Annotated in this window: 19 protein-coding genes; 8 read left to right on the top strand and 11 right to left on the bottom strand. The window is 35.8% G+C overall.

Translation table 11 applies throughout. From position 1 onward, the window contains the following. Positions 1-112 precede the first annotated feature (112 nt). Both DW917_RS01170 and DW917_RS01165 read left to right on the top strand, forming a co-directional pair. A complete protein-coding gene (locus DW917_RS01170) occupies positions 113-1,705 on the top strand; it encodes a capsule assembly Wzi family protein (RefSeq protein ID WP_118115690.1) in 1,593 nt (530 codons plus the stop codon). Positions 1,706-1,720: 15 nt separating this feature from the next. Continuing rightward, the gene (locus DW917_RS01165) at positions 1,721-2,194 is read left to right on the top strand and encodes a lipocalin-like domain-containing protein (protein ID WP_233524591.1); all 474 of its coding nucleotides are present in this window, start codon (positions 1,721-1,723) and stop codon (positions 2,192-2,194) included. Positions 2,195-2,328: 134 nt separating this feature from the next. Here DW917_RS01165 and DW917_RS17135 read toward each other — a convergent pair whose 3' ends face one another. After that, positions 2,329-2,508, bottom strand: a complete 180-nt coding sequence (locus DW917_RS17135; protein WP_233524590.1) for a hypothetical protein — start codon at positions 2,506-2,508, stop codon at positions 2,329-2,331. Between the two features lie 548 nt (positions 2,509-3,056). Here DW917_RS17135 and DW917_RS01160 point away from each other — a divergent pair. After that, positions 3,057-4,616: an ATP-binding protein gene (locus DW917_RS01160; protein ID WP_233524589.1), complete on the top strand. Its 1,560-nt coding sequence runs from the start codon at positions 3,057-3,059 to the stop codon at positions 4,614-4,616. A gap of 97 nt (positions 4,617-4,713) precedes the next feature. On the opposite strand, the gene DW917_RS01155 is transcribed toward DW917_RS01160, so the two are convergent. Then, positions 4,714-5,349, bottom strand: a complete 636-nt coding sequence (locus tag DW917_RS01155) for a sugar transferase (RefSeq protein ID WP_118115862.1) — start codon at positions 5,347-5,349, stop codon at positions 4,714-4,716. Positions 5,350-5,638: 289 nt separating this feature from the next. Between DW917_RS01155 and DW917_RS01150 the strand changes: the two genes are divergently transcribed. Further along, positions 5,639-7,204 carry an ATP-binding protein gene (locus DW917_RS01150; protein WP_118115685.1) on the top strand — a complete coding sequence of 522 codons (1,566 nt, stop codon included), beginning with the start codon at positions 5,639-5,641 and terminating at the stop codon, positions 7,202-7,204. A gap of 97 nt (positions 7,205-7,301) precedes the next feature. Here the strand turns inward: DW917_RS01150 and DW917_RS01145 are convergent, their stop codons facing one another. Next, positions 7,302-8,120 (bottom strand): glycosyltransferase family 2 protein, encoded by an 819-nt coding sequence (locus tag DW917_RS01145; RefSeq protein ID WP_118115683.1) that lies wholly within the window; start codon positions 8,118-8,120, stop codon positions 7,302-7,304. A gap of 271 nt (positions 8,121-8,391) precedes the next feature. On the opposite strand from DW917_RS01145, the gene DW917_RS01140 reads away from it, so the two are divergent. The 3 genes from DW917_RS01140 to DW917_RS01130 all read left to right on the top strand — a co-directional run bounded on the left by DW917_RS01140 (position 8,392) and on the right by DW917_RS01130 (position 11,046). Further along, positions 8,392-9,033 (top strand): DUF4433 domain-containing protein, encoded by a 642-nt coding sequence (locus tag DW917_RS01140; protein WP_118115681.1) that lies wholly within the window; start codon positions 8,392-8,394, stop codon positions 9,031-9,033. Between the two features lie 2 nt (positions 9,034-9,035). Further along, positions 9,036-10,124, top strand: coding sequence for a macro domain-containing protein (locus DW917_RS01135; RefSeq protein ID WP_118115679.1), 1,089 nt, complete (start codon positions 9,036-9,038; stop codon positions 10,122-10,124). A 124-nt stretch (positions 10,125-10,248) separates the two neighbouring features. Then, entirely contained in the window at positions 10,249-11,046 is a 798-nt protein-coding gene (locus DW917_RS01130) for a family 16 glycosylhydrolase (RefSeq protein ID WP_118115677.1), read from the top strand. 18 nt (positions 11,047-11,064) lie between these two features. On the opposite strand, the gene DW917_RS01125 is transcribed toward DW917_RS01130, so the two are convergent. The 6 genes from DW917_RS01125 to DW917_RS01095 form a co-directional block, all read right to left on the bottom strand. Next, positions 11,065-11,889: a glycosyltransferase family A protein gene (locus tag DW917_RS01125; RefSeq protein ID WP_118115675.1), complete on the bottom strand. Its 825-nt coding sequence runs from the start codon at positions 11,887-11,889 to the stop codon at positions 11,065-11,067. Beyond that, positions 11,876-12,685 (bottom strand): hypothetical protein, encoded by an 810-nt coding sequence (locus DW917_RS01120; RefSeq protein WP_147344097.1) that lies wholly within the window; start codon positions 12,683-12,685, stop codon positions 11,876-11,878. Before DW917_RS01120 ends, DW917_RS01125 begins: the two co-directional genes overlap by 14 nt. Positions 12,686-12,689: 4 nt before the next feature. After that, positions 12,690-13,838: a glycoside hydrolase family 99-like domain-containing protein gene (locus DW917_RS01115; RefSeq protein ID WP_118115671.1), complete on the bottom strand. Its 1,149-nt coding sequence runs from the start codon at positions 13,836-13,838 to the stop codon at positions 12,690-12,692. A gap of 212 nt (positions 13,839-14,050) precedes the next feature. Then, positions 14,051-15,592 (bottom strand): polysaccharide biosynthesis protein, encoded by a 1,542-nt coding sequence (locus tag DW917_RS01105; protein WP_199545455.1) that lies wholly within the window; start codon positions 15,590-15,592, stop codon positions 14,051-14,053. Positions 15,593-15,602: 10 nt separating this feature from the next. Beyond that, the gene (locus DW917_RS01100; protein ID WP_118115667.1) at positions 15,603-16,667 is read right to left on the bottom strand and encodes an EpsG family protein; all 1,065 of its coding nucleotides are present in this window, start codon (positions 16,665-16,667) and stop codon (positions 15,603-15,605) included. A gap of 4 nt (positions 16,668-16,671) precedes the next feature. After that, positions 16,672-17,721, bottom strand: a complete 1,050-nt coding sequence (locus DW917_RS01095) for a chain-length determining protein (protein WP_118115665.1) — start codon at positions 17,719-17,721, stop codon at positions 16,672-16,674. A 421-nt stretch (positions 17,722-18,142) separates the two neighbouring features. On the opposite strand from DW917_RS01095, the gene DW917_RS01090 reads away from it, so the two are divergent. Further along, the gene (locus DW917_RS01090; RefSeq protein ID WP_118115663.1) at positions 18,143-19,708 is read left to right on the top strand and encodes an ATP-binding protein; all 1,566 of its coding nucleotides are present in this window, start codon (positions 18,143-18,145) and stop codon (positions 19,706-19,708) included. A gap of 117 nt (positions 19,709-19,825) precedes the next feature. Here DW917_RS01090 and DW917_RS01085 read toward each other — a convergent pair whose 3' ends face one another. Together DW917_RS01085 and DW917_RS01080 are read right to left on the bottom strand one after the other, a co-directional pair. Then, positions 19,826-21,364: an ATP-binding protein gene (locus DW917_RS01085; protein WP_118115661.1), complete on the bottom strand. Its 1,539-nt coding sequence runs from the start codon at positions 21,362-21,364 to the stop codon at positions 19,826-19,828. Positions 21,365-21,573: 209 nt separating this feature from the next. Further along, a complete protein-coding gene (locus DW917_RS01080; protein WP_118115659.1) occupies positions 21,574-23,328 on the bottom strand; it encodes an AAA family ATPase in 1,755 nt (584 codons plus the stop codon). Positions 23,329-23,411: the final 83 nt, after the last annotated feature.

The following is a 23,411-nucleotide window of genomic DNA, read 5'->3' as shown; positions in this document are numbered from 1 at the left end:
GAGGTGGGGGAAATTCCCTAAAGGTCATTATCTTAATGCAATAATTTGTCCCTTATATATAATAAAAGGTGAAAAATTCCGTTATTATTAAAACTTTCGAAAGTAATTATAGATGAAATTTTATCAGACTAATAAGAAAAAAGCGTTTGTCTTTAGTGCATTTCTGCTTTTACCTCTCTCTGTTTCTGCCCAGTATCTTTGGCAGGAGGATGTAGATCCGGGTAAGTTGGATTTGGGCAAGGATATTCATTACAATGTGGAGATGCAGGGTTCTTTCTCCAAGGGTAAGACTCCGCTTTGGCTCAATGCCAATAAGCATGGACTCAGTTCGCTGGAGAAGAACAACGGTTATCTCCGTGGTAGTGTCATCCGTCCGTTGGGTACTGATTCAGCCCGTCGTTGGGGCATCGGTTATGGCTTAGATGTGGCAGCACCGATTCATTATACGAGTAATGTAGTAGTTCAGCAGGCTTTTGTGGAAGCTCGCTGGCTGCATGGTGTGCTGAGTATCGGTGCCAAGGAGTATCCTATGGAACTGAAGAATCAGACTTTAAGCAGTGGTAGCCAGACTTTTGGTATCAATGCCCGTCCGGTACCACAGGTTCGCTTGGCATTGCCGGAGTATTGGACCCTTCCTTTTGCCCATCATTGGTTAGCCATCAAGGGACATATTGCCTATGGTAAGATGACCGATGAGAACTGGCAGCACGACTTTACACAGCGCCAGTCCAAGTATGCTGATGGTATGCTCTATCATAGCAAGGCGGGATATTTGAGGATAGGTAATGAGGGTTCTTTCTTCCCGCTGAGCGTGGAGTTAGGACTGGAAATGGCAGCTGAGTTTGGAGGTACGCCGTATAAAAAAGTGAATGGCGTGATGCATGTCGAACCAACTCAAGGAGGTTTGAAGGGTATGTGGCAGGCTTTTATACCGGGTGGTTACGATGCTTCTGATGGGGAGGAGTATCATAATGTAGCTGGTAATACGCTGGGCAGTTGGGTGTTCCGTATCAATTATGATGCTGATTCCTGGAAACTCGGATTTTATGGAGATCATTTCTTCGAGGACCATAGTGCTATGTTCTTCCTCGATTATGATGGATACGGTACGGGTGATCAATGGAATACTCATACCAAGCGCCGTTATTATCGATATAAGTTGAAGGACATGCTTCTTGGATTGGAGTTGAATGTCAAATATGGTACTTGGTTGCGCAATGTGGTCTTAGAGTATATTTACACAAAGTATCAGAGCGGTCCTTGCTATCATGATCGTACACAGAATATTCCAGACCATCTTGGAGGTAGTGATGATTATTATAATCATTCCAATTATCCAGGTTGGCAGCATTGGGGACAGGTGATGGGTAATCCGCTTTACCGTTCTCCAATTTATAACACCGATGGAAGCATCCGGGTTTTAAATAACCGTTTTGTTGCTTATCACTTAGGTTTTGACGGTATGCCAACTGAACGTTTCGGATATAGAGTATTGGGTACATTCCAGAAAGGATGGGGTACTTATAGGATTCCATTCAATAAAATGCATCACAATGTCAGCTTCCTGGTTGAGGGTGCTTATCACTTTAACCATGATTGGAAGGTGAAAGGTGCGTATGGTATGGATTTTGGAAGCGACCAGATGTTGGGTCATAATGCTGGTTTCCAGTTGACGGTAAGCAAGTCTGGCATCTTTAAACTTTAATAGCGGAGTATGAATATGTTTACGAAAAAATATAAGATTGTTCACGCCATGATGGTAGCTTTTGTAGCTATTAGCATGTTTGCTTTCTCTTCCTGTGAACTGGAATCCAGTGACAATGGCAAGCTTGATGGCTTCTGGCATCTGGAGAGTATTGATTCTCTTGAGAATGGCAAGACGGTTGATATGTCTAAGTTGCATGTCTTCTGGGGAATTGAGTATAAACTGATTGCGGCAACACAGTATGACAATAATACTGAGCGGATGTTTTTCCGCTTTGAGCAAACTTCTGATAGTTTGAAGATTACTCAGGCTTTTATTAATCATGGCCATCAGGACAATGGTGGTGATATTCCTTTGACCGAGGTTACCAACGATTTGCGATACTACGGAATCAACAATCTTCCGGAAGGTTTCGCTAAGGAAGCACTCAGCGGAAGCAAGATGATTCTTCGTTCGAAGACCTTGCGATTGAAATTCAAGAAGTTCTAAACGGATTCTTGTTTTGAAAATATTCAAAAGTCGGATTGATGTCAATATCAGTTCGACATTTTTGTTGCTTTCTGAAAGTGTTATTTGCTTTTCCATTTTTCCATTTTTTGTTTGTTATACCAAATTCTGCCACTTCAAGTTCTGAAGGACGCTGCAAAGTTACAGTTTCTCCGGCGCTTACTTATCCCTTTTGATGCTTTTCTATCCCTTTCTATCCCTTTTGATGCTTTTCTATCCTTTTCTATCCCTTTTGATGCTTTTCTATCCCTTTCTATCCCTTTTGATGCTTTTCTCTTTTGTATTTGTTTTCCCAAATAAGTCATTTAGCATCTGTAATCAAGTCATTTAGGACAGCGAATCAAGTCATTTAGTACCTGTAATCAAGTCATTTAGGACAGCGAATCAAGTCATTTCCTCATTGCAAACAAGTCATTTCCTCATCGTAAACAAGTCATTTGCTTCCTTCAAATGGCTTGTTTCTGAAAAGCGTAAAGTTTTACAAAAAAATCTCAAGGGTGTCGGTGACACCTACTTTTCATCTTTTTTTTATGCATTGGAGCCACTACCCTCCAATTTGGATGTCTCCCTCTGATTATCAATCTTTTATCTATTTTCGCGCGGTAAGTCATAAAAAAAAGAGTATATAAAAGTGTCACCTGTCACCGTTTTCTGTCAAGCCCTTTATTGGAGCCAGTTTGTTGGGTGACACCAGTGACACGAGTTTCCTGTTTTTTTGTGGAGGGGTCTGTCACCCCTGTCACCCATCGGTATTGCGAAAATATTTGTCGTTATTAAATAAATAGCTATAATCATTTGGCAGTTTCAAAGAAAAAATGTAACTTTGCGGAAAAATGTGAGCAATATGAAATATCCTATAGGAATCCAGACATTTGAACAAATCATAGAAGAGGGCTACTCTTATGTTGATAAGACAACTCTGGTCTATCAGTTGGCACATTATGCCAAAAATCAATTTCTAAGTCGTCCTCGTCGATTCGGAAAGTCATTGCTTGTCTCGACACTTCAAGCTTATTTTGAGGGACGTAAAGAATTGTTTAAGGGTTTGGAGATAGAAAAGTTAGAGCAACAATGGGAATCATATCCTGTTGTTCATATTGATTTGAGTGCTGGTAAATATTATCAATTGGACAATCTGCATGTAACTCTTGATTATATACTTTCTCAGTATGAAAGGAAATATCATATTGAGGTGAGTGCTGACGCTTGTAAAGTCTATAATGTGCGATTAGCCAATATCATATCTACAGCTCGTGAACAAACAGGCAAGAGAGTTGTTGTGCTCATTGATGAATATGATGCTCCTATGCATGACTCTGTAAAAGACAAAAAGATACAGGATGAAATTCGAGAGGTCATTCGTGATTTTCTGAGTCCTTTGAAGCAACAGGATTCTAATTTGAGATTTGTTTTTATCACAGGTATTTCAAAATTTAGTCAGGTCAGTATTTTCAGTGAATTAAATAATCTGAAGATATTGACGATGAAGGATGAGTTTTCTGCAGTATGTGGTTTTACCGAAAAGGAATTGCTCACAGAATTTAATGATGGAATCTACGCTTTTGCTCAAGAAAACGGTTTGTCTTTTGACGATGCAGTCACTACATTGCGTAAGCATTATGATGGTTATCATTTTTCTGGAAAATCTGTAGGCGTATATAATCCGTATAGCATTATTAATGCTTTGGATGACAAATCATTAAATAACTATTGGTTCTCTTCTGGTACACCAACATTTCTTGTAGAATTGTTACAGAAGAAGGGATATGATATGCTTCAATTAGATCGGATTTGGGCTTCTGAAAGTCGCTTTGATGTACCTACGGAAAACATCTCTGATCCGGTGCCTGTATTGTATCAAAGTGGTTATTTGACCATTAAAGAATATGATAAAGAGCGCAGACAATATCTCCTGAGTTTTCCTAATGAGGAAGTTCGTCAGGGATTTTCAGAAAGCCTTTTCCGTTACTATTCTCCTGATGGGATGGGTAGCTATGATGCTTTATGCGGTGCATATTTTCAGCATGTAAAAAAAGAAGGTAATATGAGTGCATTTTTGCCTCATTTGAAAACTTTTTATGATAAATTCCCTTATACATTAATTAATAATAATGAGCGTCATTATCAAGCAGTAATGTACACTATTTTTGCCATGTTAGGAGCGGATGTTTCTCCAGAACTTCCAACTTCAGATGGTAGAATTGATTTAGTTTTGAAGACTGTTGATTGTATCTTTATCTTTGAATTAAAGTATGGAAAGGATGCGGTAACAGCAATCAATCAAATAGAGGAAAAAAAGTATTTTTCTGCTTTTGCAGATGATAAGCGCAAAAAGTTCCTTGTGGGTATTAATTTCTCAGATGATAGTCGAACTATTGATGATTGGACTGTGATAGGAGGGTAGTTATTCCTATGGCGCTGAGGATGTGATGAAGATGCTATAAAAACAATTAGGGCAAGCAACCGGGATAGGTGCTTGCCCTAATTTCTTAAGTTTATTCTTAGAATTTCTTTCCAAAAACGATATTGATGAAAGTCTTGATGAGAATCTTTGCATCAAACCACCATGATCGATTCTCCAAATAGTAGAGGTCTAAATCAAGTCTTCGCAGCATCTTCTCCATGGTATCAGTATAACCATTATAGAGAGTAGCGTAGGAGGTAACTCCTGGGCGAATCTGATAGAGATACTCATAGCGAGAATCATGCTCCATAATCTGATCAATATAGAACTTGCGCTCAGGGCGAGGACCAATAAACGCCATATCACCCTTGAAAACATTCCAGAGCTGAGGAAGTTCATCGAGATGATGGTCGCGAAGGAAAACTCCAATCTTTGTCATACGATTATCCTTTTTGTGCCCGAAAAGCTGAGGACCATTCTTCTCTGCATCCACTCTCATCGAACGGAATTTATAGATATAGAAAGGTCGTCCAAAGCGCCCGATGCGTTCTTGCTTGAAGATAGCAGGACCTCCATCCTCTCTTTTCACCAGAATGTAACAGATGACAAATAGAGGTGAAAATATGATGAGACTTATTCCTGAAAGCAAAAAGTCACCGATGCGCTTGATATTGCGCTCAAACTCATTCATGCCATCAGCAATGAATCGAGGATTGTTTACATAGGAATTCATCTTGATATAAGATGGTATTTGAGATGTTTCTTCTATTGGAAGCTCAACTTCTTCGTAGGAAGCAAGCTTATTTATAGGCATTGTGTTCATTTTTTAACTTTTACGTTTATATTATTAACGATAGAGTAATATGAATATTGTATGAAATTACTTTTTTTTTCAATTTTTCTCTCTATTTTTTTTAGACTACTACATATTGATATTAGAAAATAGGTAGTTTCCTTAAAAATATGAGTAAAATTTTGGAAAATCCGTTGAAAACCCTTATCTTTGCAGAAAACTGAGTGTTATGGCAAAAATAGTTAATTTCTATCCTGTAGGAATACAGACTTTTGAGAATATTCGTGAGGGTAATTATCTCTATGTAGATAAGACAAAATATATCGTGAATTTTCGAGAGAAAAAAATGAAGTTTATCTTTCTGAGTCGTCCCCGACGATTTGGAAAGTCTCTCTTTGCATCTACCCTTCAGGCTTATTTCGAAGGAAGAAAAGAACTTTTTGAAGGACTTGCCATTGCTGATTATGAGAAGGAATGGGTGAAATATCCAGTCTTTCATTTTGACATGAGTGGTGCTAAGCACATGGATGCAGAAACATTGGTCAGTTATCTAAATCTGGAACTTTTACCTTACGAAAAACTTTATGGTAAAGGGGAAGGTGAGACTTATCCTAATGAAAGACTGGAAGGTATCGTAAAGCGCGCTTACAAGCAGACAGGTCAGAAGGCTGTAGTCATCATTGATGAATATGATGCTCCGTTGTTAGATGTAGTGCATGAGAAAGACAACCTGCAACAACTCCGTCGTATCATGCAAAACTTCTATAGCCCTCTGAAAAAGCTTGATCCATACTTGGAATTCGTTTTCATCACAGGTATCACCAAGTTCTCTCAGCTCAGTATCTTTAGTGAGTTGAACAATCTGGAAAATATCAGTATGTTCGATCAATATTCCGCCATTTGCGGTATAAGTATGACGGAACTTACTTCTGTAATGAAGCCTGATGTTGAAGGGTTGGGTGATGCTCTTGGATTAACCTATGATGAATGTTTAGAAGAACTTCGCTTATATTATGATGGTTATCACTTCAGCAAGCATTCCGAGGATATTTTCAATCCTTTCAGCTTGATTCGCGCCATGAATGGTCAAGCCATAGAATCCTATTGGTTTGGTTCTGGTACGCCAAGTTATCTGATAAAGAGTTTGCAGAAATACCATGTTAACGTGATGGATATAGAGACAAAAGGAGTTACTATTGATGATTTCGATGTTTCTCCCGAGCAGATGACTTCCGCCTTACCTTTGCTCTATCAAAGTGGCTATCTTACAATCAAGGGCTATAAGCCCCTTACCAAGAGCTATCAGTTGGGTTATCCTAACAATGAGGTAAGGATAGGAATGTTGCGAAGTCTGTCTCCTAACTATCTGTCTCCAGTTTCAATAGACAACAATGGTTTGGTGACAGAGTTCATAGATTTTCTTTATGATGAGAATATTGAAGGGGCAATGAATCGCCTGAAGGCTTATCTCTCAAGTATTTCTAACCGTTTAAGCAATAAGAATGAACGTGATTTTCAAACGGTTTTTTATCTGATATTCAACCTGATGGGAGCGTTCATTAAGGTGGAGGAGGAGAGTGCTATTGGTAGGGCTGATGCCGTACTACAGTTGCCTAATACGATTTATGTGTTTGAACTTAAGTATGATGGATCTGCAGAAGATGCATTGCGACAGATTGATGACAAGGGCTATTTAATACCTTATACCGCAAGTGGCAAGAAATTAGTGAAGGTGGGTGTGAACTATGACAGTACCCAGCGGACGATAGGAGAGTGGCTAATTAGAAAAGGTTAGCATAATTCTAAAAATGTTCAATAAGGGCAAGCAATGATTTCGTTGTTTGCCCTTATTGATACAGGTTCTTTGAAAGAGTTCTGTCTATATTGCGTATTTATTTTTTTGTAAAACTACTATGTTTCTTAAGATATTTATAGCTGTCAATTTTTCTTCTTATGATTTTTTTGAAATATGATGGTATGAAGCCTAATAAGAATGTAGTATAGGCTTTTATTGGATTATAACCTAATATTTCCTGATATACTGCTAAATTGTATTTTACCATTGAAAGTTTATTGCTTGATAAGGATTCGCTTCTCAGACAATAGTAGGCAAGTGGTTCCTCTGTATAGGCATAGCAATCCTTACATGCTTTTATTATTTGTAAGAATAAAGCCCAATCTTCACTTTTATATAATTTTGGCATGAAGTATTTCTTACCTAATCTTTTAATATCATATATCGCAGTAGTGCAGCCAATCTTATTATCATATTTCATTTGATTTAATGTAATGTGCTTAGGAGGGATGTTTATGCCAACGATATTGTTATGAATATCACAGATACAGTAGGCACTGCAGCATAGTGCGCAATTCTTTTTTTTCATTAAATCAATTTGTTTTTCGATTTTTTCAGGATGCCATTTGTCGTCACTGTCACAAAATGCAATGTATCGCCCTGTGGCTTTTTCTATTGCAATATTACGGGCATAACTTGGTCCGTGATTACTTTTCAGATAGGTAACATTTACTCGACAATCTTTCAGTGAAAAATCATTAAGAATTCTTTTTGTTTCCTCGTCTGATGAGCAATCATCTACAATGAGCAATTCTATATTAGAATATGTTTGGTTCAGTACGCTATTGATGCTACCAACTAGTAATTTGCCAGTATTATATGTAGGCATAATTACAGAAACGATATTATTTGCCATTTTTATTATTTTAGTTGCAAAGATACTATAAAAATATTATAAAATGTTATTTTTGGTTCAAAAAAAACATAAAATGTTTATTTTGTGTGTTCTGAATTAATATGATGAAGAAATATGTGATTGAAAGAAACGTGAATAGTAGTTGGTTTTGAATTTTCTGGGTTTTAAAACAATATCAAAAAAAACTAATTTTTATTGAATAGACCAAACGATATTTGTGTGTTTCAAATAAAAATCGTATATTTGTATTGATTTAGAATCAAATTTAATTTTGGAAGATAATACAAATTTTAAGAAGCATATTAAGTTTGCTTTTAGAATTATCCATATAAATAACATACCTCATGTTATGAAATATGGTTTGGTACATAATAATTCACCTTTTGCAAGTGATAGCTATGTACCTATAGGAGATATGTCGGTTATGGATGCCCGCTCAACGAAGCTGCTGCCAGATGGATCTTTACTATCCGAATATATTCCTTTCTATTTTGGACCAAGATCCCCTATGTTATATAATATTCAAAATGGTAATGGTATTTTGACAAAGAAAGCCCCAGATGAGATAGTCTATTGTGTAATACGTATAGAGGATGTAATTTGTAGTGATTTGCATTGCGTTTTTACAGATGGACATGCATTAAATAATATGAGTAAATTCTATTCTAAGTCAGATTTGCAACGATTGGATAGTTTTGTAAAACAGGAGGATGTATATGCAACATATTGGTTCAATCAATCGCCTTGGGACGATAGGAAACGGAAAAAAGAGGCTGAATTGTTATTTAAGGATGAGATTCCACCTCAATTTATAGTAGGATTCCTTGTTTATAGTGAGAAAGCTTTAGAAAAAATGATTTCTTTTGGGATTCCTAAAGAAAAAATTATTGTTAAACCAGAATATTATTATTAGATATGATTAGATTTGTAAAAGGCAATTTATTGGAAAGTTCTGCTCAAGCACTTGTCAATACAGTAAATACTGTGGGAGTGATGGGTAAAGGTATAGCTTTGCAATTTAAGGAGGCTTACCCTAATAATTATATTCTATACAGAAAGGCATGTAAAGATAAACTTGTTCGGGTTGGTTCTATGTTCATAACTCATGAACAAAATGTATATGGAATAAATAAAATCATAGTAAATTTTCCTACAAAAACGACCTGGAGAAAGCCCTCTGAGTATTCCTATATAGAGATGGGACTTAAAGATTTGAAAGATAAGATTCTTGAATATCATATCGAGTCTATAGCAATACCTCCATTAGGCAGTCATAATGGTGGCTTGGATTGGAATGTTGTAAAACAGATGATTATTAACCAATTGTCTGAGCTGAATTGTGACATTATACTTTATGAACCAAATGAAGCAATTATAGAGTTGATGAAATCTGAACGAGTGAAATTGACTCCAGCAAGAGCTATGTTGCTATATATGCTCTGTTCCTTGGTTTCTGAAGGAGAATTTGCGTCTGAATTTGCTGCAGAAAAGCTGGCATATTTTCTGCAAAAATTTGGAGCAAAGGATAGTTTTAAATTACAGTTTAGACAGTATTATTATGGTCCTTATTCCGGTAAGGTAAGATTTGTTCTTCATTACTTAAACGGAAGTTATCTAAAAGGTGTAGGACAGATGGAACAAAAACCATTTGATCCTATTTGGTTGTCACCAGATACTTTCAAAGATGTCCAGGACTTCTTTGCAAAAGAAGAGAATAGGCATTATGAGGATATTTGTAAGAAAACAGCAAGTTTCCTCTCTGGCTTTTATTCCAATTATCTTTTGGAGTTATTGTCAACTGTTGATTTTATCTTGCATAACAATGCAGATCTTAAGGAGTGGCTGATAATGAAACCTCAAAAAATATATGAACTGGTGATTTTGCATATTAATCAATGGAGTGAACGCAAAAAGTATTTATTCAATAATGAAGAGTATGTTCGTCTGGTGTTAAATCATCTGTATCAGTTCGAAAAACAGAATACTGGATTATTATATGTGTGAGTACATGTTATACATGGATTTCTTGCATGACTTTAAGGACGTTATACAAATATAAAAATATTATTAAAAGCTATTTTTTTGTTCAAAAAATGAGTTTTTTGTGTTAACATTGTAAGAAAAAGATATGAAAGCTAACTATATGAAGCTGTTTTTATTGCTTTTATGTGGATTATTAATTTCTGACTCTATTCCTGTTCAGGCTAAAGAAAAAAGTTGGAAATTGATTTTTTATGATGATTTTAATTCTATAGGAAAGGAACGTTTTGATACGACAAAATGGATAGTCCCAGATCGAGAACCTTATAAGTGGTCAAGATGGATATCTGATTCTAAATCAGTTGTTCTTAGGAGAAATGGTAAATTGATATGTCGGGCTATACCAAATACTGCTTTTGCTGATTCTGCGAAAATGTTAACTGGCGCAATTTGTACTAAAGGTAAGTTTTCTTTCAAATATGGAAAATTAGAGGTGAAAATGAAAACCAATTTTTTGCCGGGTAATTTCCCTGCTGTATGGTTGTTGCCAGAGAATCAAGGAAATCCTTATAGATATGGTGAGATTGATGTTGTAGAGTTTTTTGGTACTGACCAGAAATCCCATCAAACAGTACATTCTCATAGTTCTTTTATATTAGGTAAAACTGAACAGCAAAATTCTTTTGCTCAGAAAGTGACACCTAATCAATGGCATATCTATGGAATGGAGTGGACTCCTACTTATATAACTATGTATGTTGATGGAAGAATAATAGGAACGTTTCTTAAATCAAATGACTCCGAAGAGGTCGAAGAAGGACAATGGACATTTGATCGCCCATATTATATAATCCTTAATCAGAGTGTAGGGGATGAAGGCTGGAATACTCCTATGTTGAATACAATTTATGAAACAGAAATAGATTGGATAAAAGTTTATCAATAAGTTACATTAAGAAAGCTGCTATTCTAATAGTAGCTTTCTTAATGTTGCTATGATTCTAGTCATTGTAAATAAGAAGTTGTATCGAAACGGATGAGAAAAATATGTAGAAGAGTATAAATACAACATTTTTCGTTCCATCTTTTTCTTCTTATTTCTTATTTGAGTATTCCTTGAAGCAGAATCCTGTCTTTCTCTCACATAATAAATTGCCTTTTCGGAAGTCGTCTTAATCTTTTTAATGCGATATGAAATCTTATACATGAAAAAGGCATCTTCACCATGTGTGATTCCTTCTACAAAACGTTCTTTACCGATAGAATTTATGTCTATTAGTTTACAGCAAGAACTGGAGAAAAAACTACGAGAATTCAGAATATTATGTTTCTTGTGCTTTTGGCTATTTTTAAAAGCAATACCAAGAAAATGTTCTTTTTCTTCTTTTTTACGTTCATCTACAGATTTTGCATAAGTTTCTACGATAGCATCGTTTTCTGCTTGTGCCAACATTTCTTCCAAATAGCAAGAACTAATCCAGTCATCATCATCAATAAATGTGATGTATCTCGATTTTACAGCTTCAATTCCAATATTTCTTGCTTGTGATACCCCCTTTGCTTTTGAGTATAGCAAAGTGGAATTGAATTTATATGATTTGAGATGCTCTTCTATTTTTGACCAATATGGTTCTTTTTCTCCATTTAATACAATGATGACTTGAAATTTGTCTTTATCTAAGGATTGCTTTTCTATACTATCCAAACAATCCCATAGATAATCTTTGGGAATATATGTTGGTATAATAACGGTCAAACCATTATTCTCAGGTTCTTTATATTTTTGCATATTCAATTTCAATATTTCCTAATTCTGCTGCAATTTGTGAGTAAGATGAAAAAACACTTCCTATAATTTTTTGTGTTTTGCTTAAACAAAAAAGATCCACAACCGCAAATTTCATACCTTCTAATGTGTTGCGATCTACATCTTCTCTAATAGTTATTATGGAATCTGGAAATTTTTCCTCCAATATATCCTTTACATGATCATCATCGCTGGCGAGATAAAATTTAGTATTTGCATCTTTCTTCAATTCTGCATTGATAGAATTAATAAAAGCTTCCAGAGGTGAAGATTTTATAGACTCAATGTTGTCTGTTCTGCGAATATGGATTCCAATTGTTCTTTTTGTGAAATTTTGAACAACTTTGTCGATTCTTTTCTGTATATCGAGTTGAGGTACAAATATATTCTTTAGCTCATATTCCTTACACATCGGGTAGCAGGATATCAACAAAAGAGTATTTTTATACTGCTTTTTCAATTTCTCGTAAATATCACTATTGCTTCTGTATATGCTATAGTTGAATATACACTGCTCACTTAAAAGATGCAGAAGTAACGCTCTTTTCAGATAGTCCTTTGTACCATCAATTTTGTATATCCATTTCTGGTTTTCTTTCAACGTAATATGTTTATTATTTATTGGTTGAAACAGGTCTTTGAAATCAGCTTTTAAGCCGATACTGTTATTCCAATATATGATAGCTCCAGATTGATAGCGCTCCGCAACAGCTATTCCTGTTGCGATGGCTCTCAATCTATTGCATAATCCACCTGTTGGTATAATTTTTACTTCCATAAATTTAATCAATAATTGTATTTTTAATTGCGTCTAAATAACCATGACCATATTTAATATCTGGTTCAACGTAATTTCCTTCACCCCATTCGTTCCAAGATCTTAAGAATATGATTTTATGTTCATTTTGTTTATCTTCTATAATCTTTAGAGCATCTTTTATGTGATTCTCAAAATTTTGAGGTGTGGAGTTAACGTAAATGCCCTCATTCTTACCAACTCTTGGAGTTCGATCCCAGTTAGAGATAATGGTTGGAAATACGTTTTCCCAATTGTCTTCTGGAGAGAAGAATTTTTTCACGACTTTTGGATAGTCGTATTTTAAAGCTGGCAAGAAAGGAAATCTTTCCTGAATAGCTTTTCTAATTATTCTCTTGTATTTACCTTGATAAAGCATTTCTGCACGGTTCTTTCCAATTGGGTTGATACCATCGAATCCTAAATCTAAGAAGCTGTTATAGACATCGGCACTACTTTGCAAATTTGGCAATACTCGTGTTATACTTCCATCCGCATTTCTTTTTATAGTTGTAGTGGAAGCACACATTGCAACAAAATATATACCTTTTAGCCCATTATCTTTTGCAAGTTTTCTCCAAAGCTCAATGAAATGAGTTACTTCTGCAAAGTGGTAAGGGTCAAAAATTAAAAATAGTGGTTTACCATCTATTGTTATATATCTGTGATCTTTAAATGCTGGCAAGAGATGGTTGAAATGATTGATGTAGTCTTCATCACCAGGATAAAGTTGCTCACAAATCATTTTGTTTCCACCCTTGTTTTTCCACGTGTTGGTTTTCCAATCATGATTAGCCCATGCAAGGCAAAAAGGAAAATCAGGTTTTCCTGAACTTAGTACCTCTTCGAAAGGACGTTGTAAAAGTTGTTTGCCATTTCCCATCCAATAATGCCAATAACAAAAGCCTTCAATTCCTGCTTCTTTTGCTAATTGCGCTTGTTGTATGCGTGTCTCTTCTAATCGTAAATCATAGAATCCCAAGTCTGCAGGAATCTTTGGTTGATAATGGTTATGAAATACAGGACGGGCTTTGGCAACATTAGTCCATTCAGTAAACCCCGGTCCCCATACATTATCATTTTCTGGAATTGGGTGAAATTGAGGTAAATAATATGCAATAACTCTTGCTTTCATGTTGTTATATTAATTTTTTTATAATTCTGGCAGGATTGCCTGCCGCAACGCAATATGGTGGAACGTCATGTGTTACGACACTATTTGCGCCAATGATAGCTCCTTTACCTATATTAACGGAAGAAAGTATACAAACATTGTTTTTATTCCAAACTTTTTTCAATATGAATGTCACATTTACTATAAATGGTTCTTTTTAAAAAGGAGTATTTCTACTTCTTTGTTTTGAATTTTGCTTTTACAATCTCCTTTATGATATTTTTTTCTTTATTATTTAGTCCTATGATGCAGGATATGCTAATCATGAACAGTGGCAAACAGATGATGCTGATTAAAGCTTGGATTGTTGCGTTAACTGGTATATTTTCTATTAAATATTCAATAATTATTCCGCTAACAATAATAACTGATGCAGGAATACACAATTCTTTAATATAATCTTTGTATTGAAAAATAGAGTATGTCTTTTTTAAACATCTTAATCTTTCAATATGTGCTAATCCGCAAACTGCAATCATGGAGTAGTAAATCCATGCAGATGAAAGTCCGGCATAGAATGCCAAATATGAAATCGGCAAACATAGTAGAGATATACCCTCTACGTTAATGGAGTATTCCTTAATTTTACCTGTAGCCTGAATTATTATAGTGATAGGATTATTCATTGCAAGGATAACAATTTGGATAATTGTTAATTGCGCAAATAAAACCGTTTCCGGTGTAGTTTCATGGAGCCAAATTTTAATAATAAGTTCCATGTTTGCTATCATTGGAAATGCGACAGCAAGTAATACGTATATTATGAATTTATTGCTGAGATTAAATGTTTTATATAGATAGTCATTGGACTGATTTGAATAAGCTTTAATCATTGCAGGGCGAACTGCTAAGACCATACTATTGCAAAGTGCATTGAATGCGTTGCTTATTTGCATAGAGATTGCAAATGCCGCATTGGAAATAGGACCAAAAAAGATATTCAGAAGTATAGTACTTCCTTGAACCATGCAAACCTTTGAAAAAGATCCTAACATTGTCCATCCTGAAAAGAAAAGTATTTTTTTTGTTAATTCGGGATTCTTTACTTTTTTGTACTTGCATTCGGCATATTTATAATGGCTGTATAAACAATAGTTTATGAATGTGATGGTTGCTACTATAAGAAGTCCTAAGCTATAGAACGAGAGATTATCCATTGCCATTTTTCCTATTAAAAGAGCAATAAAGAATTTAAGAGTATAGTCGATTGATGAGAATAAAGCATAAATGTTCATGTCTTCATGTGAAAAGACGGCTGAAGAGAATGGTATTTGCAACAGTGTGAGTATAAATGCTGCTAAACCGAAATGAAAACAATAATATGCTGCATCCAATCTTTCAAAAGGAATGTTTAATTTATGGCTTATGAACCATAAACCTGCACTTTCAAAAGCTATAAATATAACTATAGAAATGAAAATCGTAATTTTTAGACTGATGGAAAAAATTTGATTCAGACTTTCCTGATCGTTTTTCCCCAACGAAATAGAGTAAAATCTCTGAATTGCTAATTCTAAAATGCTGATAAGAAATGCAGATGTTGTAACAACACCGGCAACAGCGTTGAAAATTCCGTAATCAATGACTCCTAATCCTTTAAGAACCAGTCTGACAGTATAGAGGTTGATTATTGTCAGAACGAACATTCTAACGAATAGTATGATTGTATTCATTGCAATTCGTTGTGACTTATTTATATTTGTAGATGAACTCATTTTTTATAATTTATGAATCTTTCCAAAAGAGATTTGTGCCAATGTTAGGTATGGCATAATTTAAGAAAATAAATGCGATTAACGCAACAAGTATAATACCTGCCCATTTGGGTTTTATCGTCGATACGATGTTACTATATAATATTATGGTAACAGTACTATATAACATATATCCTCGAACCGCTAATACTGGGAAAAATGAAAATAAGACATGGAAGACGATTCCAAAAGTGAGTACTTTCATCATGATGGTAAAATATACATTTTCCTTTCTTAGTGTATCATAGAAATACATCATATAGTAATATAGCAATAGTGAAAATAAGTTTAATGGACTAAATATATTGATGCTTGTATCAGCCATTCCTTTTTCCTGGGCTTTTTGATATAATGCCAACTTATTGCCTATATAAGGAATATTTAAATTATTGTTGAATAATACCGCAAAACCTAAAATCGCAATTATATATGCAATTAGTATTGCTGCTCCCCAATACAGGCGTCCTTTTTTGTTTAAAGGTTCGTTTGAAAAAAATAGAAATGGTAATAGAAGTAATGCAGAATAATGAAACAATAAACCTATTAGCAAAAGAAATATTGCTTTCTTTTTTTCCTTATCTCCGATTGCTTTTATATACAATAAGAATACGGCGGATAATATACCTGTTCTTATCTGCATGCATTCATGCATAATAAAATAATATCCGATATATACTATTACAGGTAAAAAATATGTATTTGATAATTTTCTAAATGCAAAGAATTTAATGCCTACACCAAGTAATGCATAAAATAGAAATAAAATATGCACATCACTTGTTATTTTGTTGAAAATCATTGATAGGAAAAGGTATGAGTATTCAACTCCCTCTAATGCATTTGGTGTGTCATAATGGATATATGTATATTCGTAGTTGCTTGAGTCCGGATCTATTCCTACGGGTCTTAATCCTGCTATTAGAATCAAAGCAAACGATATAAGGAAATACAAAAGTAATTTGTATTTCCTTATGTATCTCTCTATGAGTGCTAAAAATGTTGTTACAGTAAATAATACAACCGTAATATATCCCATTTTTTTATTCTTTTGTAAAGATGACGTTTCTAATGAAATATAATGTCATAATGACAAATGTCAGCAGTGTGCAGGTTAATGCAAAAATCATTCTTTTTGGTCCTGTTGGCTTCAAAGGAACTGAGGCATTTTGTAATGTTGTAAATGCCGGAGTTTGCATTAATAATTTTGCTTGTGCTTGTTGAACTTGTGTTGTCAATGCAGTATAATTATTATATAATAACTGCATTTCGTTCTCTAAGTCATTTTCTTTCAGTTTAAATGACTCTAAGACAACGTCCTGGTTAGCGTCGGAATAACTTCCATAAGTACGACGTACCTTTTCATATTTCTCTTTAGCATCTTTGCACATCTTCTGATAATATTCCAGGTCTGTACGAGCTTTACTTGTACGATAGTCTGTAATAAACTGCTGGAGTCTTGCTCTTACTGTGTCAGCTATTGTTGCGCAGATCAAAGGATCTTGGTCATCGACAGATATTGAGATGACATAGTCTTTCTTGTCAACGCTACATTTTATCAGAGCACCCATGCTTTTTGCTACTTCATCTTGTTTTTTAGTCAACATAAAAGGATTAACTTTTTGCTGACTAATGCCTGAAGCCTCTTTGCTTGCAAATATGTTTTTGATGGCTCCAATGGCTTGTGTCCACCATGGTGCTTTTTGCATCGTTGATAAATAATTGTAGTATGTTGTATTTATCTTACCATCTTTAGATTTTACTTTCACATCAAAAAGACTGGTTATAAAATCATTAGATTGAATCAGATCAGGATACAATTCAGGAAAAAGAGCATCACCACCACCCTTAGATGTTCCCATATCAAATCCAAAGGAGGATGCAATATCGCTCAAAGAACTTGAATTAAAACTGGAAAGTTCAGGTGCTAATTTTACAGTAGATGTATATGTTCTTGGTACACAAACTATGAGTAAATAGGATACAACTGCGACTACTGGTAGTGCAATTATGTATGCCTTTTTATGTTGCCACATTGTTTTGGCAATAGCAACTACATCTATTTGCTTTGTTTTTTCTTCTTTATATTCCATGTTATTTTTGTTTGCTTATTTTATATATAATGCAAAATTACTAAATTTATTTTGTTTGAGCAAAGATATTTTTCATTTTATCCCTCTTTTAGTGGAAAAATGCAATGAATGGAAGAAAAATAAGATGAAGTGATGGTCTCATTTACATTTGGACATCCTCTTGGATAACAATGAATACATCGCATAGCAACTGTTGCAATAAGATTTTTTCCTTTTTTCTCTTTTTGAGTGCTGATATTTTGAAAAATATCTTTTGAAAATATTTGGTGATTTTCTTTTTTATATGTATATTTGCAAAATATATTATGAGCTATATTTAATTTCCTTAGGAATATTGACACTATTGTATATGTTTGTCTTTAGTGGCGATTTTCTACTGATGTTGACAGTAGATAGATTAGGGATAAAATAAAGATTCAAAATGATGAAACAAAAAAGAAAAATGCCTTTGGGCATACAGGACTTTGAAGAAATGCGTAGGGGTGATTATCTCTATGTGGATAAGACGGATATTGTATGGCAGTTGGCTAACGGCGTTAAGTACAATTTCCTAAGTCGTCCTCGTCGTTTTGGTAAGTCCCTGTTGTGCTCTACCCTCAAGTGTTATTTTGAAGGAAGGAAAGAACTCTTTGAAGGATTGAAAATCATGCAGATGGAGGAAGACTGGGTCAAACGTCCGGTCATCTATCTAAGTATGAGTTTGGGTGGCTCTTCTGCTCAGGAACTTAAGGAATATTTGCATTATGTGCTCTCTACATACGAAAAGTTTTATGGGAAGAATCCTAATGAACGGTCTTTGGGCAATCGTCTAAATGGTATCATTCAGAGGGCTTATGAGCAGTCTGGAGTAAAGATTGCCGTCATTGTAGATGAGTATGATGTGCCTTTGCAGCATACCTATGAGACGAATCAGCATGATGAATGTAGGGAAATCTATCGTAATTTCTTTACGGGACTAAAGGATTATGGTTATTGTATTAAATGTGTGTTTATCACTGGCATCACGAAGTTTACACAGATTAGTCTGTTTAGTATGCTCAATACTTTGACTAATATAAGCTTTGACGAGCAATATGCTGCTATTTGTGGATTGACCCATGAGGAATTGGCTCAATACTATTCTGAGGAGATTGAAAGGTTAGCTTTGCGCTATGCCTTAGATGTGCCACAAGTGCTTTCTGAACTTAAAGCTACTTATGATGGTTATCATTTTTCACGTAATTTGCAAAATGTCTATAACCCATTTAGTGTGTTAAACGCATTGAGTCGTTCTCAGTTGAATTCTTATTGGATAGCTACTGGTTCTAATGAAATGCTTAATAAACTTTTAAAAAAGTATGTGGATGATATACCTTCACTTGATGGTAGTCTCATAGATACTGATTATTTGGAGATGAGTGATGTCAATATGGACGAGCCGAAACTCTTTCTCTATCAGTCAGGTTATCTTACCATTAAGGGTGTGAAAGGTGATTGTTACTTGTTAGGTTATCCAAATAGGGAAGTGAAGAAGGCTATGTATGAAATGGTTTTGCCTATGATGACAGACAAGCCTTCTTCTGAAGTGACTACTCTGGTTCAAAAGTTGAAAATGAACTTGTCTATGGGGAATATAGATGATGCTATGCTTTGTCTCAAAGGGTTGGTAGCAGGTACTCCTTATAGTATTCAAAAGAAAGAGCAATTTGTGTTTGAGGAGCATTTCCGTTTTATTTTGAAAAATATATTTTACTTGTGCGGATTTGAGGCTAAGGAGGAAATTGAAATGGCTTCAGGTCGAATTGATTTGATAGCTCAGAATGATTCTTATGTTTATGTCATGGAGTTGAAAATGGACGATAATGGCGGGATTAATGCGGCTATTAGTCAGATGAAGTCTCGTCATTATGCTGATATTTATGCGGCAAGTGAAAAGAAAATAATCTGTTTAGCTCTTGAATTTTCTAAAGAAAGCAGAGGACTGAAAGAGTGGCAGGTTCTGGATTAGTCCAATAAAAACGAGCGGAAGATTTTAATTTCTTCCGCTCGTTTTGCTAATGTTTATATCTCTCCAATCTCTGTCGTCTTTTATTTCGCAATAGTCTAAAATAAAACAATGCTTGAATTATCCCACCTTCCAACTCTCTACTCCTCTTGTCTTGCTGGAGAAGTTGATGCCGAGCTTGATAATTGTTCGCTTATCCATAGCGAAAGGAGCTGCATAGTTTTTGGACTCTATCTGTTGCAGGGCTTCTTCTGCACTTCCGTCCAATTTACATTCGATGATGTAGATGTAGTCGGAAGTTTGGATAATAACGTCCATTCTGCCATCACTCGTTGGCAATTCTACTTGCGTGTAGAATCCCATAATCTTAAAAACCAGATATAGGGCATTCTGAAAGTATAGCTCCGCATTGCCTGCTACCTGATAGCTGTTGGAGGCAAAGAAAGTTGTGAGACGATTAATGAATTGTTCTGCTTTTCCTGCTTCCACATCCTTGACGAACTCATCGACCATAAAGGCGGAACGATCACCCGCAGAACAGTATAGTGGCAGCAGGAAGTTAAGGAAACCTTCTTCCACTTCTCTGTTAGGGAAACCTAGCAGGTATTTCTTAAACCTTTCGTCATAGCCTTTGATAGTGAGATAACCACTCTGGTATATCACAGGTATCGGATTGGTTGACAGTGAATCCACGCTGTTGATTACATCGTCTGATACCCTTTCCTTTGTCATGTCTGACAAACGATAGTTGTGCATTTTCAGCAAGTCAACTAGAAATGTGGGTGTGCCAGTCTCAAACCAGTAGTCTTTATAGCGAAGTCTTGACAAAGTGTTCAGTACGCTGAATGGGTTATAGAGACCTACTGTATTTTCCTCGAAATGATATCCGTCGTATCTTGCTTTCAGTTTTGCTATTGTGGCTTCTTCTGTATCGCCATTGGCTTCGGCTAATTCGCTGATACCTTCCTTGAAATTCGTAAGCAGTTCCTTCTCTGTCATTCCGCAGATGCTGATATAACGATGGTCCATCGAGATATCCGTCAGGTTGTTGAGGTCGCTGAACACGCTAACCTTGCCAAACTTGGTTACACCGGTGAGGAATGCAAACTTGATATATCGGTCTTGGGTTTTCAAAACCGAATAGAATGCTTTCAGCTGTGCACGGTGTTCTGCCTGTAACTCAGGGTCGCGCAGGGTCTGAAGTATAGGCTTGTCGTATTCATCTATAAGAATAACGACACCACATCCTTCTTTCTCCGCAGCTCTTGCTATCACACCCTTGAAACGAAGGGCAAGTGTGGCTTCTGACTCACGGGCTCCATATTTGTCCTCCCAACCTGTAAGGTAATCGTTAAGTACATTATATAGGCTGTCCTTTTCTCGAAAGTTGGCTGTGTTGAGATCGATATGGAAGATTGGATATTTCTTCCATTCGGTCTCCAAGTCATATATGGCTAAGCCCTTGAAGAGTTCTTTCTTACCCTGGAAGTATGCTTCCAAAGTAGACAGAAAGAGGCTCTTTCCGAATCGGCGTGGGCGACTGAGAAAATAGTATTCTCCCTCTGTCGCCAACTTGTACACGAATCGGCTCTTGTCTACATACGAATATCCATTTGTACGTAGTTTTTCGAAATCTTGTATTCCTATTGGATATTTCATTAGAATGACTCCTTCCTTGAGGTGTTAAATTGATTCTTACTTCGCCATTTTAGCAACAGTTGCTATCTTATGACATGCTTCCTAAATGCAAAATTAAGCATTTTTTCTGAGTTACCCAACTTGTGAAGTGTTAAATGTTCGTCGTGAACGAAATTATGGCACTTTTCGCCCGATTTGGGCTTGGGTAACATGTATAATAATGCAAAAGTTTATATCTCTCCAATCTCTGTCGTCTTACCTTGTTGGAATATTAGATATATTCCGTGTAGTTGTGTTCCTACAGATAGACTTTGTATATTCGAGTCTGTAATGTATTTTTTCAATTGCTTCAGGGCTTGTTCCTTGATTATCTTTACTTCTTCAACTGTTGCTTTAGAATTAAGATACTTCAACTCTATAATGTAGCTATGACGCAATGTTGGGTATTTCTTGGTGTCTGCTAAAAGAAAGAAGTCGCAATAGCCATGATTTGCCTCTATCTCAGGATGCGCTATGAAGAGCTTTGATAGGTGAAGGTAGGCATTGAAATAACCTTGTATGTTACGCTCTCCTTGAATGCTATCTCTGATGCTACTGTCTTTCCAATATGAACTGGAAAGATATTTAAATAAAGGTTGCCATTCTCCTTCTTGTGCCGCTTTACGATACATAGCAGATAAGTCATTGAGATCCAAACCGTGTAGTGACTGGTATTGTTCTACCAGAAAGTCGTAATACAACTTACGGATGGTATTGTTAGGAATCACGAGATGAAGGGCATCAAGATCGGTGCCACCTATCGTCAACATGCCATAATAATATAACAGGCTGACGAAACGATCAGGATTCATTACTTCTTCTGCTGCAAATGAGTCTGCTATTGGGGCATCAATGTAGCCTTTTTCGGCTATCTTCATCAAGACTCCCTTGCGGTCACCGTCCAAACGGTCCAGACGAACAAGGTTCTTTAACTTTGCATAGTCTGTTCGGCAACTTGGATCTGCCATCTCCTTGGGGGCTTTGCCTGTAGTGATGAGGTTGTTGAGATAATAGAGCACCATGTTGCTATTATACATGCTCGGATCGATATTATATCTGTCTTCTGAAAAGCAGTAGTTATCGTACCATGGTTTCATCTCTGCTATTATCTTGTTGACCCTTTCTTCTTCATCAATGTTTTCATTTGCAGAATCGCTCGTCTTGATGAGTCCTACGGATATGTAGTAGGATATCATCTGGTGTACTTCTTCTTCGCTAAAGCCTAACATCATGTTAAACCATGGGTGTAGGCTGATGTTGGTGGCAATGTTGAAGCCGCTGGTCAAATCGTTGAGAGTGATTGGACTGACACCCATAAAGAGGATACGCTCGAAGTTTGGCTTGAATATCTTGAATGCACTGCGATAAAAACCGCTACTATGTGTCATATTGTGGTAGGTATCCTTGCCCAACTCATTGAGTACCGTATTGGTAAAGTTGTCGTATTCGTCAATGATAAGGTAGAGATGATAGCCACGTTCCTTGGCTTCCTTGGCAAGAATGTTGATCTTATCCTTGGAAGTGGTGGCTGCTAAAGCCCATTCTACCGTGTCTGGGGTATAATAGTCCTGGTATTTTTGAATAAATTGATTCAAGCAACTGCAACAATATGTATTGAAGTCGTCCTCAAGATTTTCGATTTTGTCCAATACTTGGGAAAAGTCAAATTGCAAAATCTGGAATTTTCCTTTGGATTCTAAAGGATGGCTTTCTATCCAAGTGCCTTTATATTCTGACTCTATATCCTTGTTGGCGCAATCGAAGTAATCGGCTACCATTGACAAAAACAAACTTTTGCCAAAACGACGTGGTCGTATTAAAAAGAGAAAATTTGAAATCTCCTCCAATAATGGCAAGTACTTTGTTTTGTCAACAAAATATTTATGACTTCTCTGTAATGTCTTGAAGTCAGATATTCCTACTGGTAATCTCTTGATTGCTTCCATGATTTCTTCTGTTTTTACAACTCCTCGTTATTTTCTTGAGGAAACCTTTGCAAAGATACGATTTTCTGTTGTAACATCCAAAT

The organism is Prevotella sp. AM42-24 (assembly GCF_003461825.1).
Classification (GTDB): domain Bacteria; phylum Bacteroidota; class Bacteroidia; order Bacteroidales; family Bacteroidaceae; genus Prevotella; species Prevotella hominis.
This window is presented reverse-complemented; position numbering and strand designations above follow the sequence as displayed.

Bases quoted from the DNA above. Each gene is read 5' to 3' on its own strand.
- DW917_RS01085 (WP_118115661.1), bottom strand. From the start codon at position 21,364: ATGAAATATCCAATAGGAATACAAGATTTCGAAAAACTACGTACAAAT.
- DW917_RS01080 (WP_118115659.1), bottom strand. From the start codon at position 23,328: ATGGAAGCAATCAAGAGATTACCAGTAGGAATATCTGACTTCAAGACA.
- DW917_RS01090 (WP_118115663.1), top strand. From the start codon at position 18,143: ATGATGAAACAAAAAAGAAAAATGCCTTTGGGCATACAGGACTTTGAA.
- DW917_RS01100 (WP_118115667.1), bottom strand. From the start codon at position 16,667: ATGGGATATATTACGGTTGTATTATTTACTGTAACAACATTTTTAGCA.
- DW917_RS01105 (WP_199545455.1), bottom strand. From the start codon at position 15,592: ATGAGTTCATCTACAAATATAAATAAGTCACAACGAATTGCAATGAAT.
- DW917_RS01145 (WP_118115683.1), bottom strand. From the start codon at position 8,120: ATGGCAAATAATATCGTTTCTGTAATTATGCCTACATATAATACTGGC.
- DW917_RS01155 (WP_118115862.1), bottom strand. From the start codon at position 5,349: ATGAATTCCTATGTAAACAATCCTCGATTCATTGCTGATGGCATGAAT.
- DW917_RS01095 (WP_118115665.1), bottom strand. From the start codon at position 17,721: ATGGAATATAAAGAAGAAAAAACAAAGCAAATAGATGTAGTTGCTATT.
- DW917_RS01115 (WP_118115671.1), bottom strand. From the start codon at position 13,838: ATGAAAGCAAGAGTTATTGCATATTATTTACCTCAATTTCACCCAATT.
- DW917_RS01165 (WP_233524591.1), top strand. From the start codon at position 1,721: ATGTTTACGAAAAAATATAAGATTGTTCACGCCATGATGGTAGCTTTT.
- DW917_RS01130 (WP_118115677.1), top strand. From the start codon at position 10,249: ATGAAAGCTAACTATATGAAGCTGTTTTTATTGCTTTTATGTGGATTA.
- DW917_RS01125 (WP_118115675.1), bottom strand. From the start codon at position 11,889: ATGCAAAAATATAAAGAACCTGAGAATAATGGTTTGACCGTTATTATA.
- DW917_RS01150 (WP_118115685.1), top strand. From the start codon at position 5,639: ATGGCAAAAATAGTTAATTTCTATCCTGTAGGAATACAGACTTTTGAG.
- DW917_RS01135 (WP_118115679.1), top strand. From the start codon at position 9,036: ATGATTAGATTTGTAAAAGGCAATTTATTGGAAAGTTCTGCTCAAGCA.
- DW917_RS01160 (WP_233524589.1), top strand. From the start codon at position 3,057: ATGAAATATCCTATAGGAATCCAGACATTTGAACAAATCATAGAAGAG.
- DW917_RS01170 (WP_118115690.1), top strand. From the start codon at position 113: ATGAAATTTTATCAGACTAATAAGAAAAAAGCGTTTGTCTTTAGTGCA.
- DW917_RS01120 (WP_147344097.1), bottom strand. From the start codon at position 12,685: ATGGAAGTAAAAATTATACCAACAGGTGGATTATGCAATAGATTGAGA.